32 protein-coding genes are annotated in these 14,935 nt (G+C 64.2%); 22 read left to right on the plus strand and 10 right to left on the minus strand.

Annotated features, from left to right (window positions below; all coding sequences use genetic code 11):
- Positions 1 to 53: 53 nt before the first annotated feature.
- From NTCA1_RS05580 to NTCA1_RS05620, 9 genes are all read right to left on the minus strand, one after another.
- Positions 54 to 605 (minus strand): hypothetical protein, encoded by a 552-nt coding sequence (locus tag NTCA1_RS05580; RefSeq protein ID WP_159829136.1) that lies wholly within the window; start codon positions 603 to 605, stop codon positions 54 to 56.
- Positions 559 to 1,299, minus strand: coding sequence for a hypothetical protein (locus tag NTCA1_RS05585; RefSeq protein ID WP_159829137.1), 741 nt, complete (start codon positions 1,297 to 1,299; stop codon positions 559 to 561). Before NTCA1_RS05585 ends, NTCA1_RS05580 begins: the two co-directional genes overlap by 47 nt.
- Entirely contained in the window at positions 1,296 to 1,694 is a 399-nt protein-coding gene (locus NTCA1_RS05590; protein ID WP_159829464.1) for a DUF1064 domain-containing protein, read from the minus strand. Before NTCA1_RS05590 ends, NTCA1_RS05585 begins: the two co-directional genes overlap by 4 nt.
- 5 nt (positions 1,695 to 1,699) lie before the next feature.
- Positions 1,700 to 1,861, minus strand: coding sequence for a hypothetical protein (locus tag NTCA1_RS05595; protein ID WP_159829138.1), 162 nt, complete (start codon positions 1,859 to 1,861; stop codon positions 1,700 to 1,702).
- A 2-nt stretch (positions 1,862 to 1,863) separates the two neighbouring features.
- On the minus strand, positions 1,864 to 2,883 hold the full coding sequence (locus NTCA1_RS05600) for a DUF2303 family protein (protein ID WP_159829139.1): 1,020 nt from the start codon (positions 2,881 to 2,883) through the stop codon (positions 1,864 to 1,866).
- Positions 2,884 to 2,901: 18 nt separating this feature from the next.
- The gene (locus tag NTCA1_RS05605) at positions 2,902 to 3,324 is read right to left on the minus strand and encodes a hypothetical protein (protein WP_159829140.1); all 423 of its coding nucleotides are present in this window, start codon (positions 3,322 to 3,324) and stop codon (positions 2,902 to 2,904) included.
- 68 nt (positions 3,325 to 3,392) lie between these two features.
- Entirely contained in the window at positions 3,393 to 3,842 is a 450-nt protein-coding gene (locus NTCA1_RS05610) for a hypothetical protein (RefSeq protein ID WP_159829141.1), read from the minus strand.
- Positions 3,839 to 4,324 carry a hypothetical protein gene (locus tag NTCA1_RS05615; RefSeq protein WP_159829143.1) on the minus strand — a complete coding sequence of 162 codons (486 nt, stop codon included), beginning with the start codon at positions 4,322 to 4,324 and terminating at the stop codon, positions 3,839 to 3,841. The genes NTCA1_RS05610 and NTCA1_RS05615 overlap by 4 nt, the downstream gene beginning before the upstream one ends.
- A complete protein-coding gene (locus NTCA1_RS05620; RefSeq protein WP_159829145.1) occupies positions 4,321 to 4,629 on the minus strand; it encodes a helix-turn-helix domain-containing protein in 309 nt (102 codons plus the stop codon). The genes NTCA1_RS05615 and NTCA1_RS05620 overlap by 4 nt, the downstream gene beginning before the upstream one ends.
- Positions 4,630 to 4,714: 85 nt before the next feature.
- Here NTCA1_RS05620 and NTCA1_RS05625 point away from each other — a divergent pair, with 85 nt between their 5' ends.
- From NTCA1_RS05625 to NTCA1_RS05650, 6 genes are all read left to right on the plus strand, one after another.
- Positions 4,715 to 4,969 (plus strand): hypothetical protein, encoded by a 255-nt coding sequence (locus NTCA1_RS05625; RefSeq protein ID WP_159829147.1) that lies wholly within the window; start codon positions 4,715 to 4,717, stop codon positions 4,967 to 4,969.
- A gap of 423 nt (positions 4,970 to 5,392) precedes the next feature.
- The gene (locus tag NTCA1_RS05630; RefSeq protein ID WP_159829149.1) at positions 5,393 to 5,968 is read left to right on the plus strand and encodes an XRE family transcriptional regulator; all 576 of its coding nucleotides are present in this window, start codon (positions 5,393 to 5,395) and stop codon (positions 5,966 to 5,968) included.
- Between the two features lie 18 nt (positions 5,969 to 5,986).
- Entirely contained in the window at positions 5,987 to 6,352 is a 366-nt protein-coding gene (locus tag NTCA1_RS05635; protein WP_159829151.1) for a hypothetical protein, read from the plus strand.
- Between the two features lie 191 nt (positions 6,353 to 6,543).
- A complete protein-coding gene (locus NTCA1_RS05640; RefSeq protein WP_159829153.1) occupies positions 6,544 to 6,765 on the plus strand; it encodes a hypothetical protein in 222 nt (73 codons plus the stop codon).
- 97 nt (positions 6,766 to 6,862) lie between these two features.
- Entirely contained in the window at positions 6,863 to 7,126 is a 264-nt protein-coding gene (locus tag NTCA1_RS05645; RefSeq protein ID WP_159829155.1) for a hypothetical protein, read from the plus strand.
- 44 nt (positions 7,127 to 7,170) lie between these two features.
- The gene (locus NTCA1_RS05650) at positions 7,171 to 7,401 is read left to right on the plus strand and encodes a hypothetical protein (protein ID WP_236549114.1); all 231 of its coding nucleotides are present in this window, start codon (positions 7,171 to 7,173) and stop codon (positions 7,399 to 7,401) included.
- A gap of 176 nt (positions 7,402 to 7,577) precedes the next feature.
- Here the strand turns inward: NTCA1_RS05650 and NTCA1_RS05655 are convergent, their stop codons facing one another.
- A complete protein-coding gene (locus NTCA1_RS05655) occupies positions 7,578 to 7,856 on the minus strand; it encodes a hypothetical protein (RefSeq protein ID WP_159829157.1) in 279 nt (92 codons plus the stop codon).
- A 236-nt stretch (positions 7,857 to 8,092) separates the two neighbouring features.
- On the opposite strand from NTCA1_RS05655, the gene NTCA1_RS05660 reads away from it, so the two are divergent.
- From NTCA1_RS05660 to NTCA1_RS05735, 16 genes are read left to right on the plus strand one after another with little or no spacing between them, the layout of a single operon-like run.
- Positions 8,093 to 8,788, plus strand: a complete 696-nt coding sequence (locus NTCA1_RS05660; RefSeq protein ID WP_159829159.1) for a hypothetical protein — start codon at positions 8,093 to 8,095, stop codon at positions 8,786 to 8,788.
- A complete protein-coding gene (locus NTCA1_RS05665; RefSeq protein WP_201282421.1) occupies positions 8,785 to 9,651 on the plus strand; it encodes a Nin-like protein in 867 nt (288 codons plus the stop codon). Before NTCA1_RS05660 ends, NTCA1_RS05665 begins: the two co-directional genes overlap by 4 nt.
- On the plus strand, positions 9,648 to 10,349 hold the full coding sequence (locus tag NTCA1_RS05670) for a DNA methyltransferase (RefSeq protein ID WP_159829161.1): 702 nt from the start codon (positions 9,648 to 9,650) through the stop codon (positions 10,347 to 10,349). The genes NTCA1_RS05665 and NTCA1_RS05670 overlap by 4 nt, the downstream gene beginning before the upstream one ends.
- Entirely contained in the window at positions 10,346 to 10,627 is a 282-nt protein-coding gene (locus NTCA1_RS05675) for a hypothetical protein (RefSeq protein WP_159829163.1), read from the plus strand. Before NTCA1_RS05670 ends, NTCA1_RS05675 begins: the two co-directional genes overlap by 4 nt.
- The gene (locus NTCA1_RS05680; RefSeq protein WP_159829165.1) at positions 10,624 to 11,073 is read left to right on the plus strand and encodes a hypothetical protein; all 450 of its coding nucleotides are present in this window, start codon (positions 10,624 to 10,626) and stop codon (positions 11,071 to 11,073) included. The genes NTCA1_RS05675 and NTCA1_RS05680 overlap by 4 nt, the downstream gene beginning before the upstream one ends.
- Positions 11,070 to 11,327, plus strand: coding sequence for a hypothetical protein (locus tag NTCA1_RS05685; protein WP_159829167.1), 258 nt, complete (start codon positions 11,070 to 11,072; stop codon positions 11,325 to 11,327). The genes NTCA1_RS05680 and NTCA1_RS05685 overlap by 4 nt, the downstream gene beginning before the upstream one ends.
- Positions 11,314 to 11,574 (plus strand): hypothetical protein, encoded by a 261-nt coding sequence (locus NTCA1_RS05690; RefSeq protein ID WP_159829169.1) that lies wholly within the window; start codon positions 11,314 to 11,316, stop codon positions 11,572 to 11,574. The genes NTCA1_RS05685 and NTCA1_RS05690 overlap by 14 nt, the downstream gene beginning before the upstream one ends.
- Positions 11,567 to 12,148, plus strand: coding sequence for a hypothetical protein (locus NTCA1_RS05695; RefSeq protein WP_159829171.1), 582 nt, complete (start codon positions 11,567 to 11,569; stop codon positions 12,146 to 12,148). The genes NTCA1_RS05690 and NTCA1_RS05695 overlap by 8 nt, the downstream gene beginning before the upstream one ends.
- Positions 12,148 to 12,417, plus strand: a complete 270-nt coding sequence (locus NTCA1_RS05700; protein ID WP_159829173.1) for a hypothetical protein — start codon at positions 12,148 to 12,150, stop codon at positions 12,415 to 12,417. The genes NTCA1_RS05695 and NTCA1_RS05700 overlap by 1 nt, the downstream gene beginning before the upstream one ends.
- Positions 12,414 to 12,629: an AlpA family transcriptional regulator gene (locus tag NTCA1_RS05705; RefSeq protein WP_159829175.1), complete on the plus strand. Its 216-nt coding sequence runs from the start codon at positions 12,414 to 12,416 to the stop codon at positions 12,627 to 12,629. Before NTCA1_RS05700 ends, NTCA1_RS05705 begins: the two co-directional genes overlap by 4 nt.
- 10 nt (positions 12,630 to 12,639) lie before the next feature.
- Positions 12,640 to 12,855, plus strand: coding sequence for an AlpA family transcriptional regulator (locus tag NTCA1_RS05710; protein WP_159829177.1), 216 nt, complete (start codon positions 12,640 to 12,642; stop codon positions 12,853 to 12,855).
- Complete coding sequence (locus tag NTCA1_RS05715) at positions 12,848 to 13,129, plus strand: hypothetical protein (RefSeq protein WP_159829179.1); 282 nt, start codon at positions 12,848 to 12,850, stop codon at positions 13,127 to 13,129. Before NTCA1_RS05710 ends, NTCA1_RS05715 begins: the two co-directional genes overlap by 8 nt.
- Positions 13,122 to 13,640: a hypothetical protein gene (locus tag NTCA1_RS05720; RefSeq protein WP_159829181.1), complete on the plus strand. Its 519-nt coding sequence runs from the start codon at positions 13,122 to 13,124 to the stop codon at positions 13,638 to 13,640. Before NTCA1_RS05715 ends, NTCA1_RS05720 begins: the two co-directional genes overlap by 8 nt.
- The gene (locus tag NTCA1_RS05725) at positions 13,637 to 13,972 is read left to right on the plus strand and encodes a hypothetical protein (RefSeq protein WP_159829183.1); all 336 of its coding nucleotides are present in this window, start codon (positions 13,637 to 13,639) and stop codon (positions 13,970 to 13,972) included. The genes NTCA1_RS05720 and NTCA1_RS05725 overlap by 4 nt, the downstream gene beginning before the upstream one ends.
- Entirely contained in the window at positions 13,969 to 14,280 is a 312-nt protein-coding gene (locus NTCA1_RS05730; RefSeq protein WP_159829185.1) for a hypothetical protein, read from the plus strand. The genes NTCA1_RS05725 and NTCA1_RS05730 overlap by 4 nt, the downstream gene beginning before the upstream one ends.
- Positions 14,277 to 14,480, plus strand: a complete 204-nt coding sequence (locus NTCA1_RS05735; RefSeq protein WP_159829187.1) for a hypothetical protein — start codon at positions 14,277 to 14,279, stop codon at positions 14,478 to 14,480. Before NTCA1_RS05730 ends, NTCA1_RS05735 begins: the two co-directional genes overlap by 4 nt.
- Positions 14,481 to 14,935 lie beyond the last annotated feature (455 nt).

Here is a 14,935-nt window from a genome sequence, read left to right on the forward strand (position 1 = left end):
GACAGGACCAGTCTCCAATGGGCCCTCGAGGCGGCAAGGAATGACCTGGGCCTTCACAGCATTTCCTCCGGGCGAATGCGCGCGGTGTATGAGCCGTCCTCGTGCCGCCACAGGTAGGCGCGCGTTTCGCCGACGCTTTTCCACCGCTCGGGCATCGCATCGATTTCCGCTTGTGAGACCTCACCCGCAGCGAGGCGCGTCATGGCGTCGTCGAAGCGGGCTTGCTGCTCGTGACGCACTGCGGTGCTGGCCGCCAGCTTGGAGCGAACTGCATCGTCGTCACGCCGCCACCGCTTCAGGATTTCCACGCATTCCGAGGTGCTGGGGTAGAACTTGCAACCGTGCAGGGCTTCGGTGGCGAGGAATTCGAGCGCCTGGCGGGGATAGCGGCCAATCACCAGCTCGTAAGCCCGGTGCCGTAGCTTCCCGCCTACGCTGTCGTCGGCGCGGCGTGGCAGCCCGTCCATCATCCGCAGGATCTGGGCCAGGAACACCTCGTCGGCCATCTCCAGCGCGGGCAGAGGCGCGGCAGCCACGACCATCGCGGCAGCCAGCTGGTCATTGGAGAGGCGCACCGCCGGCACGCCCGCGGGCGATGGTGTCATCGAGCGATCGAGTGAACCCGTCGCGGCGGTCAGGCTGGTGATTGCTGGCAAAACCTCGCCCAGCTGTCGTGCTTCGATTCCCATTTCGTTCGGTCCTGTTTCGGTCGGCTTTCGCGATCCATGTGCGGAATGCCGCCTGCCAATCCTTGGTCACGCGGTCGTTGCTGGCGGCATGTGCCTCGAAGGCCATCCGCTCCCGGTCGAGCATGCCGGGCGGCCAGCCATCGACGATCTGCTGGGCGGCTGGGGTCAGCACCGGCTCCCAGCCGTCGGGCAGCGCGATCGGCACGGCGAGGGCTCGTTTCGGCTTGGCAGCCTGGTTTCCACTGGCCTCGTCGCCATCGGCCTCCACCGGATCGGTCCCGGTCGCCTCGTGCGTGCCCGCATCGCTCGCGCGTGATTTCTCTTCCGGGTGGGTAGGGGTGGAGGGGTTAGAATTATTTTCATTGGGGAGGCGGGGAAGGGAGGTTCCTGACGCCGAAACGTCAGAAGCGTCAGTTTCGTCAGAAAGCGTCATTTCTGACGCCTTCTGACGCTTCCGTTCCTCGTAACGGGCCTGCCGCGCGGCTCCGGCGCTACGGGCCTTCGGCTCTGCCCGCACCTGGGCTTCCATTTCGGCGATAGCCGTCAGCAGCGCGTCACCGGTTATCCCGGCTGCCATCAGATGCTTCACGGCGGTGGCGATAAGGCTCACACCACTTTCCATTCGATCTCGGGCCAGAAGGCGCGCGCAAAGGACATGCGCAGCACCGACGCCTCGGTTTGGGTGGCCTTGTTCCCCTTGACGTCCTCGCAGACCTTCCGGCCGCGCTCGTTGTAGGAGAAGTCGGGTTTGTAGATGGCCTTGCGACCATTGGGGTGCAGGACGGGCTTGCCGCTGACCATGAAGGTGAACGTCGGTTCGACCTCGAGGCCGCTGATCTGCCCGCCGCGCTGGAGCAGGTGCAGCTCGACGCAGCGCGCGGCTTCCTTCTTGCTGGCGTGCTTGTGCCCCAGACCGCATTCGGTCCTGCGCGCGCCGAACTTGTTCCCAGCCGCCTTGGCAGGCGGCAAGGAAACGAAGTCAGCGAGGCTGATGCGATCCGGCATCTTGCTCACGGCTTTGGCCACTCTACGGGAGGAAGGCCTGCGTTTGCCCGCATCTTGTCCGCCTGGGCGTGGATCAGCGCCCGGCGCTGCGCATGACCGATCTTGGCCAAGGCAGCGCCGGGGGTGACCGGCTCGGGCTTGCGCTTGCGGGTGAGCCAGCCGAGCATCGTTAGAACGGCTGCATTTCGTGCGCGGCGGCGGGCGCCTCGGCCGTGCCGGTGTAGATCGGCAGTTCGGTCTCGACGGCGACCTGCTCCAGGGCCTCGTTGAAGGCCTGCTCGAAAGTCAGGTCGGGGCGCCACAGCTCGAACCAGAACACCGGCTTGCCGTTCGCCAGGCGATACCGCAAGCGCGCGATGATCCGGTAAAAGACGGCTGAGCGAGCGAAGATCGGGATGACGATCGAGAACAGCTTGGGGAAGTCCACCGGCTTGCCATCGGCCTGCCTGTGCTCAGACACGAAAGACAGCTGCGTCTCGCCCGAGGTAAGGTTGACCGCCTCGCAGGATTCGGCCGTCTCGTAGATGCGGAACGACAGCGACATATCGACCAGCCGGGTCGGCGTGGCGATCGAGCTGGGAGTGGTCGCGCGGTTGGCCTTGGCGAAGGCCTGCGCCTGATCGGACCAGGCGGTCACGGGATCATCGGACACGTCCACGATGTGCGTCTCGAGGAACGCCGCGAAGTCGCCCATGGACATGGCCTTGCCGTCCTTCGAGAACCACGCCTGCCATTCCTTGGAGAGCGGGAAGGCATAAGTTGCCTTGTGGCGCCGGGGCCGCGCACGCTCAGTGGCGACAACGCCATGCTCGTCGATGTTGGCCGGGTGGTAATCGAAGATCGCGGTGAGCGACGGCTTCTCGAGATCGTCGACGGCGAAGATCGCGCTATTCGGATCCTTGAAGCGGTTGGTCAGCGCGATGAAGGACGGCAACTGCGTCAGGATGGCGGTGCCCTCACGGAACAGCGGATTTTCGCGATATTCATCCCACAGGCGCGGATCGAGCGGCGTGGCGCCCTTGGCGGTCAGGACGACGGGCGCTTCGTCGCCGGTGCGCGGATCGGTCACAACGGTGACCTCGGGGCGCAGGGTCTTCTCAGCGAAGTTGTAGGCGGTGGCCATCAGCTCGCCAGTGCGGTCGGCGACGGTGCCGGCGGCAAGGGCGATATCGGATGTGGTCTGGGTCATGTGCTCTATGTCCTCGGATTAGCCGCGCACGACGCGGGCTTCGGGTGCGGTGACTTCGCGGATGGTGCCGAACAGGTTGCCTTGGCGCGGCTTGTTGGGGCTCAGGCGGCCATCGCTGGTGAACCAGGCGACGGTGGCGCCGTGCTTCGCGGTGGGCAGCTTGAAGGCGAGCGACGGGGTCAGCACCGAGAACTCCCGGTCCGGGTCGAACTCGACGTCGATCTTGAGCGTGATGGAGCCCTTGACCTTCTTGTCACTGTCCACCCCAGCCGCCTCGAGCTTCTGGGCAAACTCCTGGAGCGGCTCGCTGCTGTCGGCGTTGAATGCGCCGTCCTTCAGCATCATCAGCAGGTCGCTGAGGGTGTTGGCCGCCGGGTAGCGCTGACCGCCGTCGGCAGCGCGCTCCTCTATGATTTCGCCCGTTTCGGGGTTATGATCCATCTTGTTCACTCCGGCGCGCATTCAGGTCATCAGGCCGGGGTGCGCGCCATCCCCCGGCCCGAAACTTGTCAGGCGGCTCGGACCAGCTTCGCGAGCTGGGCGTCGATGGCGTCTCGCGCGCTTTCGAGGGTGCTGCGGTTGGCGCGCACTTCCTCGGGATCTACCTCGCCGTCTTGCAGAGCGACCGAGATCGCGAGCGCAGCCTTCAGGATGGCCGATTGCCCAGCATGGTCGCAGTGCGCGCCGCCGGGGCGGCTACCCTCCACCAACGTGCGGAGAGGGCCGACGAAGCGACCGTTCCATTCGCGCCAGGCGGCGAGCAGCGAAAACCCGGACATGTCGGAGAAGTCGCCATTGCAGTAGGCCTCGGCGCGGTCGCCGCTCTTGCCCATGACACGGCCCATGTCCGCATAGGTCAGGCCATCCTCTTCCTTGATGGCAGACAGGGTCTCAGCGATCGTGTCGCGGACGGATGACGCGGAAAACACGGGCTTATTGCCGGTGGATGTGCGGTTCATGGCTGAAGTACCTCGGCGGCATGAAGAGAAACGGGGACAAACAGGAATTTCGACGCAGCCTGACGCGAGCAGCTGCAGCCGATGTCGGCGCGCACACCGCAGAAGGTGCAGGGATCGCGATCGAGGCGGAGGGGCTCCGGCTGGGCGCGCGCTTTGGGAGCGGCATCGCGCTGCGGCTGGTCATCAACCCGAGCGGCGGCATTCTCGTCCGTCCAATGGGCGGTACCAGCCGCGCCGGCGGTGCTCTTGCCCGTCGAGGTGATGGTGATGACGCGCGAATTGGTGAACCGCTGGACGGTTACCGCGCCGCGCTCCTCCAGCCGCTTGAGGGTGCGGGAGGCGGAATTCTCACGCTCGAGACCGAGGATATCCATCAGCTCGGCGTTGGTCGGCGCGGCGCGGCCCTGGGCAGCGCAATCGCTGAGCACGGCCAGCAGCTTCTCGGCGCGGATGGCGGCGCCTTGGGGGCCCGGGCGCGTCATGCCCGTGCGTCCCAGGAAAAGCCGAGCCTGCCGGTGCCGCGAACGGGCAGACGGTCGCCGAAGGTGCGGCGGAGGGCGCGGATGTGATCGAGCAGCGTATTCGCGGAGCAACCGGGCAGGTCACGGTGGGTGACGAACTCGCCGTTGGCGCGGGCGATGGCGTAGAGCGTGCGGGAATGGGCGCGGGGCAGGGCGACCTGCTCACCGTCGTGATACGTCATCGACGGGCCAAGCGCCCAGTTGCCGCGCCGGACGATCGCGTTCTCGTCGGTGCTTCCACCGCAGTGTGGGCAGCGGGCGGTCATGCCTCCGGCCCTCCACGGCTGGGACTTGACGCCCCAGCCGCTTCGGCCATCGTGCAGGCTCCTACACGCACACGAAAGAAGAGAAATGCCGAACGGATCGCGCGAACCGTCCGCACAAGCGGCTTTACAAACGGCGATCGCCGCGCTGCACGCAGTTTCGAATCTGACCTCAGTTCTTGCCGAAATTGCGACATCGGTGGGGGCGCCACCGGACTTGGTTCGAGCTGCTCTTTCGGAATTGGACGCTGCGCATCAGGCAGTGATCCAGCACCACGAGAGCAAGGAACTACTCTCGCAGAGTTTGGCTGTAATTCAGCAGCGGGTTGCCAATGACCCCTAAAATCGGACGCGGCTTGGGCGAACAGCTCTGGCCCCCGGCTACCCACCGGGATCGGGCGGCGCTGGCTGCCGGAGCAGTGCGGGCAGCGGGCGCTCATGCGGCTTTATCCGTGCGAGAGTTGGCAAGCGACCACGCAAGCCAATCCGTGGGAGCGACAGCCCCGTCGGTCGCGGTCTCGATTTCTATCTGCGAGGACAGGGAAGGCATCTTGTTGCCGCGCGCCCAATGACGGACGCTCCAGGCACTGAAGCCTTTGTCAGCTGCGAAACCCTCTGCGGTCATCGACCGGTCAGAGAGGAATTTGCGAAGAGGGGTGTCTGCCATGATGGGGATGAACGTACCTTGAGAAGGTACACTGAGCAAGAGGAAATGTACCCTGAGGAGGCTCTCGACGTGTCCCTCTCGCGGGGACATCAATCGCGCATGGCAAACCGTCTTGCGAACGTGAGAAAGAAGGCTGGGCTTTCCCAGCAAAAGCTCGGCGAGCTGTTGAACTCAGGACGTTCGACGGTGACCAAGCTCGAGCGCGGTGAAATACCGATGACCGATAGGTGGCTTGATCGCCTGTCGCTGATCCTTAATTGTTCCCCTGCAGATATTTTGGGAGAGCAGGTGCCTGTTGTAGGTCGAATTGGCGCTGGCGGATCCATTGCCTACGAAGACATGGGTATCGACGAAATGGTCCCGCGCCCGCCGGAGACGAGCGGCGATCTCATAGGCTTGGAGGTCCACGGCGAATCAATGCTGCCTAAGTTCGATCCTGGCGACATCATCTATATCAGCCGGGGGAATGACGGTGTGGACCCGAAAGACCTAGGTGCGATTTGCGCTTGTCGGCTGGTAACTGGAGAGACCTACCTGAAGCAGCTGCTAAAAGGTTCGAGGCCCGGCGTTTACACCCTCCGCTCCTATAACGCAGCGGATATGGATGACTGCGAACTGCTATGGGCAACGCCTATCCGAGCGATTACACCGAAGCACGCGCGGCAATATCACTAAATAGCTTGGGGCGGGAAAATGCAGGTTCGGAATTGCTTCGCTGTTTCTATGTTCTTCATGCTCGTTTCAGGGTGCGCCACCGTGAAGGATGTGCAGTCGAAGCCGATTGTGGCCGTGTTTGATAGTCAAAAATCCGTTGATGAATTGTCGTCGTGCATCGCCGGAGTGCTGTCTAAGCCAAAATGGGCCATGGTGCGCACGCTCCCAGCCGAGGATGGCGTGACCCTTGTAGAGTCATCTCCTGTCACAGGAGGGTCTCAGGTTGTCGCACTAACTGAGATCAGAAATGCCGGTGACAAGCGGACGATCTCTTACCGGACGGGGCTTCACCTCAAAGAAGCGCAGTTAGGTGCTCTCAGGTCGAACTATTCGCCATGCTTCTAAGGTTGCTAGGCTGCGATTGACAGAGCCCCGCTTCGGCGGGGCTTTTTGTTGCCCGGCGCCGGTCGGAGTGGAAAGGTACCTGGCGACCCAAACTTTGACGTACCCCAGCAAGGTACATTTTACTGTTGACACGTACCCTGTGAAGGTACATTTTATCTCCATCGGGGCGCACCGCTCCATGGAGACCGCCGATGCACCGCGCATCCCTTCCCGGAAATTCCCAGCCGCCCGCGCAGCCGAGCGCCTCGCGCATCACGTTCGTCGATCGCGACGCCGCGGCTGGCCTGATCTGCAAATTCCTCGACGCGATTGACGCGGAGGGAGGGCCCAAGTCGCCCTTCATGCAGTACGCCCAGGCGAACGCTGCCCGCACGCTTCGGCTGTGGGGCGTGGAGCGGGGTGCCCCGGCATGATCCGCCTCCACCTCACCACCGGCCCCGTGGTCACCTTCGACAACTTCATCGACCTTATGGACTACGTGGTCGAGCGCATGCTCGCGCGAGGTGAGCTGTGAACCGCGCAAACCTGGCCTTCGCCGCCATCATCGGTGTTGCGCTGCTCGTAGGCGCGGTGATCCTCTTTGCACTCGACGACGGCGCCCGGCTCATCAATGATAACGCCGCCGCGCGCGCCTTCATCCTGTCGGACGCCTTCTGGCCCGCCGTGATCGGCTTCATCATCGTCGCCCTGGTCACGATGCTGGCCGTCGTTTCGGCCTACGATTTCCATCCCGACCGCCTGTCGGGTCGCAACGGACGGGAGCGCGACGCATGATCGCGCCCCGTCCACCTCTCTCCCAAAGCACCGGCCGGAACAGCATGCCCCCCGCCGTTCCGGGAATTCCCTCCCCCATGCCCGCGGCCTCCGGTGCTGCCGCGGGCAACCTTCACCTGACGCAGGAGCAGGAGGAGGCGGTTGCCGCCTACCTCGCCCGCGTCTGGCGGGGTGCGACGGGCCTCAGCGAGGTACCAGCGCCCGATATGCTCAGCACCCTGGTGGACGTGACCATGCGCAAGGCGCGCGAGGTCGCCGCCAGCCGGACGGGCTGAGCCCAGTTCGCAGGGAATGCGACACCGGAAAGGAGCCTCTCAGGTCCCCCGCATTCCCTCCCCAACCGCAATCCTGCGGATTTCAGGACGCGCCGAGGGCCGCGTGGGGACGCCCTCCCAGTTTCGAAGGAGATAGTGGCGTGAGCCTCTTCAACGCATCCGGGCTTTTGCGCCCATCAGCTGACCGCTCGAAGCGGCGGCGCCCCCACTTTCCGCACATTGGCGGAGGCGACCTTCAGCGCCTCGAGTTCGTCGAGGTAGCCGGTCAGCCTGCTTTCGCCCAATTCGATGCCGTGCCTGCGGCCGGTGCTCTGCAACTCGCGCAGACACTCCTCCGCGTCGTGCCGGTCCAGCCGGGAAAGCAAGTTTGCAAGAACATGCCGAACGGCGAACTGCGCGCCTTCGAACTCGAGAGCAACGCGTTCCAGGTTATCAACCCGGTTCTTAATTTCCATTCCCATTACTATCGCTTCTCCAACCGTATGATCAATTTTGTACGTTGGCGACCGCGTCTATTTGTCTCGATCGTAGGTCCGAGAAAGTTAATCGATCATTATCTTAGATTAACGGACGTGCTTTGTTACAAAAATGTCATCGCGGGAACGAGCAGTGAGCGCCGCGCCGCGGCTCGCCGGGGTGGCGGCCTGTCGCCGTTGACCCAATCGGGCATGCCGCGCGGGGTAGCCTGGTAATGGGACGCGTTCTCATCGGCTGCGAGCGGTCCGGCGTGCTGCGACGCGAGTTCGAGAAGCTGGGCCATGACGCATGGTCCTGTGATCTCGAAAAGGCGGACGACGGCAGCAACCACCACATTCGCGGGAACGTGCTCGATCACCTCGACGACGGATGGGATCTGCTCGCTGTCATGCACCCGCCTTGCACGGTGCTGTGCAACTCTGGCGTGAAGTGGCTGTACATCGGCGGCAAGAAGGTCAACGGGCCGGAACCGACGCGCTGGGCGGAACTCGAGCAGGCCGCCGCTTTCTATCGTGCCCTGCGCGATGCACGCCAGATCCCGCGCCGTGCCGTCGAAAACCCCATCATGCACCGACATGCTATCCAGCTCACCCGGCGCGGGAAAGTCCAGTTCGTGCAGCCGTGGCACCACGGCGATCCGTTTTTCAAGGCCACTGGCCTGGAACTGATCGAACTTCCGCCGCTGCGAGATACCAACCGTCTGACGCCGCCGCGTCTCGGCACAGTAGAGCACAAGGCATGGAGCGCCGTTCACCGCGCTTCTGGATGGGGCAAGCTTGCCGCCGATCGCGCTCGGGCTCGCAGCGAGACATTCCCTGGCATCGCGCTCGCAATGGCCAGCCAGTGGGGATCGCTCCTGCCCGGACACGTCGAGGCCGAGCAGATGGAACTGTTCAGGGAGGCGGCATGACGAACCCCTATCTCATCGGCGGGCCAGCGCTCGTCTCGTTCTCGGGCGGCCGCACGTCGGCTTACATGCTCTGGCACATCCTCGACGCCTATGACGGCCAACTGCCTGACGACGTGCATGTGGCGTTCGCAAACACCGGGAAAGAGCGTGAAGAGACGCTCCGGTTCGTTCACGACTGCGCGAGCCATTGGGGCGTGCGGGTGCGCTGGCTCGAGTGGCGCACCCGTCGCGTGAAAGACGATCAAGGAAACGTCGTGCCGTTCGACGAGCGGTTCGAGGAAGTCGGCTTCAACAGCGCGTCGCGTCAGGGTGAGCCGTTTCAACGCCTCATCGAAGCGAAATGTCGGACCCCCAACGCCGTCCAGCGCTGGTGCACTCAGGAACTGAAGGTGCGCGTCCTGAAGTATTTCATGCAGGACCAGGGCTACAAGCATTGGGTCAATGTAATTGGCTTGCGCCACGACGAAGGGCACCGCGTGCAGCGGTCCCTTAAGCCCACCCGGCAGTGCTGGGTGAACGCAGTCCCGCTTCATGAGGCGAAGGTCGACAACCGGATGGTCCGGGCCTTCTGGGCTGCGCAGCCGTTCGACTTGCAGCTTCTGCCCTTCGAAGGGAATTGTGATGGCTGTTTCCTAAAGGCTCGGCCGAAACTCTGGGAAATCGAGCGCACGGCGCCGGGCACCTTGCAGTGGTGGAGCGATATGGAGGAGGGCCCCGGCAAAGGGCGCTTCGTGACCGAATACAGCTATCGCGAGCTGATGAGGGATGTTCGCCGCCAGCCGGACATGTTCGCGGGCGGGCACTTCGACCTCGATCCGGACATGGACGCCGACTGTGGCAGCTGGTGCGGGGAGGCGGCATGACACGCGTCGAAACGATCGGCCTCGCCACCCTCTACCTGGGCGACTGCCGCGAAATCCTGCCCACCCTTGGCCCCATCGATGCCGCGGTGACCGATCCGCCATACGAGTTCTCGACGAGCGGGGGCGGGCTATTCCGCAAGGACCGCGAGAATATGGACCAGATCAAGGCTGCTGGGCTGGATCAGGGATTCGAGCATTCGCTGATTTCATCGGAGCAGTTCCGGTCGGCGGTCGTTTTCGCCCACAATGACCAGTGGGCGAGCCTGCTGCCGCACTTGGCCAGCGAGTACGACCGCTATGCCATCTGCCAGTGGCACAAGACGAACCCGATGCCGGTGGCGAACCGCCATTACCAGCCGGACACCGAGATCTACGTCCACGCTTGGATGACCGGCAGCCATCCGGAGGGCGAGTTGCGCCACAAGCAGCGGTTCATCGTCGCCGGGAACGGTCAGGACGGCGCGATCAAACATCCAACCGTCAAGCCGCTGCCCGTCATGCGCAAGATCATCATGAACGTGAACGGCCGGACCATCTGCGACCCCTTCATGGGCTCGGGTAGCACCGGCGTCGCGGCGGTCGAGTTCGACCGGGCATTCATCGGGATCGAGCGCGAGCCGAAGTTCTTCGACATCGCCTGTCGCCGCCTCGAGGACGCGCAGCGGCAGGGCAACCTGTTCCTTGGGAGCGCAGCATGACCGAAACCGCCCACCAGTGCTTCACCGCCAGCAGCAGCGCCTACATGCGCAACCTGACCGCCGACGATCGCCGGGAAGAGTGCATCGCCATCCACTACCAGGCGGCGCCTGAAGATCTCGGCGACGGCCGCAAGTCGGTGAGCCTGCGCGCGCCGGTGCTGATCGTCTCGCTCTGGATGTCGGAGCAGAAGGCGATCGCCGACAAGGTCGCCCGCATCCTCAATGCGCACTGGGACGATCCGGCGTTCGCCGACCAGCCGGAAAGCGAAGCGGCATGAGCACCGTGCTCCACATACTGCAGCACACCCTCGGCGTAGACGAGTTCGGGCGCGGCACCCAGTACCGCAACCACTTCGTCACCGGCGCGGGCTCGATCGATCATCCGATTTGCATGGAGGCCGTCGAACTTGGGCTGATGAAGCGCCAGGCGGACCATCCGCTTAGCCGCGGCGATGACGTGTTCAGCGTTACCGCCGCTGGCAAGGAGTGGATGGCCGACAACAGCCCGGTCCCCCAGCGCGATCGCCGCGTCATTCAGGCGCTCGGACGGAGGATCTCTGAACAAGGCGACATGCACATCCGCGTCTCTCGCCACACGATCAAGGTCCTGATGCAAACCCTTGGGTTCACTCGTTGGGACGCGGGAGACGACGACTTCCGGGAGGTCGATGCTCTCGCGCTCAACATCTTGCAGGCCCTCGCAGAGAAGGCGCTCAAGCTATGATGTCGGCGCATCCTGACTTCTGCTGCGTGATCTGCGAGCGCCAGGTCAACACGCGGTGGAGCTCCGTCGGGCCGACCGAGGAGCAGCCGCCCGTCTGCCGGTACTGCGAGCACAGCTATGCCGAGGGCGTGGGCAAGCCCACCGCCGGCTCTTTCCGGGACCGCCGCAACGCCATGCGCATCTACGCGCTGGCCGAGGCCCTGCACACCGCCGCCATGCGCATCCAGTGGAGTACCCAGTATGCCGTCGCGTGATTACGTCTCCGCGCCCGTCTCTGAAGCGCTCGGGATGAACGATATCATCCAGGGCCTAGTCGGCGACCTCGAGCAGCTGCGCGCGGGCAAGATCGGCGTGAACGACGCCGTCGCGCGCTCGCAACTCGCCAAGCAGATCTTCAACGGGGTGCGCCTCTACCTCAACGGGTCGAAGATGCTGTCGGACATGGCGAAGCCAGCCGCGCAGCCCGCGATCCCCCAGACGAAAGAACAGGTCGATGGCTGACAAAGGAATCATCTTCAGCGCGCCGATGGTGCGCGCGTTGCTCGCGGGCACGAAGACGCAGACGCGCCGGCTGTGTAAGTGGGCGAACAATCCGCTGAGCCCCGCGCTGGGCCACATCGTGCCGGTCGACAATGCTCCTGGCTGGTTCGGTGATGAAGAGGGGGAAGTCTGCTTCTCCGCCGGATACAAGCTGGGAGATCGGCTCTACGTGCGTGAGGCATGTGCGATCGACGGCCCTCGCACGTGGTACCGTCTTGACCATGTGGAAGAACTCGCTCGCGGCCCCCGCGTCGACGTCCGCTGGCGGCCTTCGATCCACATGCCGAGGTCGGCCAGCCGCATGTGGCTCGCCGTCACCGAGGTGCGCATGCAGCGTTTGCAGGAGTGCAGCGAGGACGACGCCATTGCAGAGGGATGGCCAGGAGAGCCGGGGCAAATGTGGCCGCTCGATTGGTACCGAGACCTGTGGGACAGCCTCCACACCACCGAGGGTCAGCGCTGGCAGGATAACCCTTGGGTCGTGGCCGTCAGCTTCGACGTGCACCACGGCAACATCGACGCGGAGCGGGAATAATGGCCTGCGAGCACGTCACCCTCCCCGGCGGCGGTACCGCGATCGTCTGCGGCCCCCGCAAGCGGAATCGCTGCACCAGCTGCGGCCGACCGGCCAGCCTGCTGTGCGACTGGAAAGTGGGCGAGGGCACCTGCGACCAGCCGATCTGTTCCCGCTGCACCACGTCGCCCGCGCCCGACAAGGATCTCTGCCCCAGCCACGCCGCCGCTTTCGAGCGGTGGAAGGCCAGCCGGGGAGAGCAGGAATCACAGAGGAGTACCGAACGATGACGGCCAACCGGCACCGCGAGAGCCTGCTGCGCCTCGCAGACGTAACGGGCCGCACCGGCCTGTCGCGCACCACGATCTACAACCGCATGCGGGCAGGGACCTTCCCGGCCTGCCTGCGCATCAGCGTCGGGCTGGTCGCCTGGTACGCGTCCGACCTCGATGCGTGGCTGACCGACCCGATGGGCTGGCGCGCGCCGGCTATCGCGGCCTGAGGCGGCGGCAATGACCGACGGCACCGTCTCCTTCCTCCGCATGAACGCGGTCAAGGCCCGAACCGGCCTTGGCCGCACCACCATTTACCGCCGGATGGAGGCGGGGACGTTCCCCCGCTCCACCCAGATCAGCCCCGGCCTTGTCGGCTGGTACGAGGCTGACATTGACGCCTGGATTGCCGACCCGATGGGCTGGCGCGCCGGTGAGGGGCGGGCAGATGCTTGAGAACAAGCAGGATCCGGTGGCCGAGCTGGTGGACATCATCGATGCCGCCGAGGCCAAGGACGGCGCGCTGATCTGGGACCACACGCCGGAGGAAGTCGGCTTGCATGTGATGGAAAACCACGCGGCCATTCGCGCCGCGCTGTCCCGCGCGCCAGAGAAGCCCACCCCGCCCAGCTGCGGCCGGTGCCACGACACCGGCTACACCGACTTCACCCACCTCGGGCTCGATCCTTGCGATCATAACTCCCTCCCCGGAGACCAAGGCCATGACTGAGAAGCTAAGAGCGCACCGGCAATCGCTCAACGACCACGAGGCGATGGCGGATGCCCAAGCTGGCTGCGTGCCCTGCAAGCTGTGCGGAGGAAAGGCGGTTATCACCGATGCGGGCGTAGGCGCGGGGTACTACATCGCCTGCGAGAACAGCGGGGCATTCCGTGCCGCCCAAGGCTGCATGATCACCGAGCGCCGTCTCGGCGGATGGGCCTACAACGTCATGGACTGGTGGAACCGCCTTCATTCTTCGCCCACCTCGGCCGCCGAGGATCTGCCTGCGCTTCTGGCCGACAAGGCGCGCCTGGACTACCTCGACCGCTGCAACGCGGCGCTGAACGCCACTTACGGCACGACCTACAGCTGGAAGCTGATCCAGAGCCACAACGTCAATCGCCTCATGCTCGGCGATTACTACGACGTCGACCTGAACGACAGCCAGCCGAACGGCCTGCCGTCTTGCCGCGACGCGATCGACGAGCGCATGCGGAACTCGGGGAGGGCGGCGGCATGACCGATATCGACATGGACAAGCTGGCGAAACAGCTTTCGAGCGCGAAGATGCCCAATGGCCGCGCCATGTCCAGCGGGGAGATGATTGCCGCTATGAACAGCGCGGCGAACGCCATCCTCGCAATGGCAGAGAATGCGGACGCTTGGGACTGGCTATCCCAGCACTGTCAGCTCGAACTGAGCTTCGCGGGCTGGGATGACGAAAATGCATGGCAGGTCCATGCCGTACACGGCGGCCGCAATGACAGGGAATGGACGCTTGTCGGGGAGGGAGAAACGGCATTGGCCGCCGTCATTGCCGCCCGCCGCGCTCTCGGGAAGGACAAGGCGTGAAGGTCTTGATACGCATCGCTATCGGCCTGCCCCTTGTCTTGGTGGGAATTGGCCTGGTTGCGGCAGCCATTTACTTCCTGGGCGAATGGTCACTGCTCGTCATCGCAGTGATCCTGTTTTCTTGGTGCGTTGGCGATTCCGTCATATCGCACCGCGCCATCCGCGCTCTCCGCAGGCCGCGCGAATGCGTTCATGACTGGCGGCGCGTCGCGGCTAGCTGGTTCGCCTACGAGAGCAACCCCGGCAAGTACTTCGTGATGTGCTCCAAGTGCCGAGCGCGCGGAACGAGAAAGGACATACGCCCATGACCGGCTACCTTTCGCCATACCCGGCAAAGGTGCAGCCGAACTATCGCAACCGGGTCGAGGGCGATGCCGTCGTCGAGCGGGTTCACATCATGCCGCGCCAGGACGGCGGCGAGGACATCTGCCAGCCGCACGTCTGCCGGGAATGCGAACGGGAGCGAAGTTGGGGTGCTGGGCAAACGACAGGAAAGCGCGTCAGCTAATTCTCTTCCTCGGTTTCGAAGCGGAGAATTGGAGCAAAAGCCCAGAGGATGTCGCTTTATACTGTGGGAAGTTTTCCCAAGCCGCTCCAAACCCGGGCGAATCAGGTTATGAATAGCCTCGTCTGATGCGAGCTGGCCGGCTCTTATCAGACGAGGCTAAGTTAGCCACCGCTGAGCAAATGTGCCCTGAGGTCGCATACACACGTACGCGTATGATTCATGCGAGTACGGCTGACAAGGGGTACATCAGCGGATTCCGACAAGGAGATGTTGATATGGCCAACGGAAGCAAGACCGGTTCTCCAAAAGTTCCGGTACAGACCCACCATCGCAGCTCGAAGAGCGGACAGTTCGTCACCGAGGATTACGCCAAGCGTCATCCGAGTACGACGGAACGGGAGCGCATCAAGCATCCTAAGCGGTAATCCACCGGTCAGAGTACTGGGAAAGGCGGG

The sequence above is a fragment of the Novosphingobium sp. TCA1 genome, from assembly GCF_009811895.1.
Lineage (GTDB): Bacteria > Pseudomonadota > Alphaproteobacteria > Sphingomonadales > Sphingomonadaceae > Novosphingobium > Novosphingobium panipatense_A.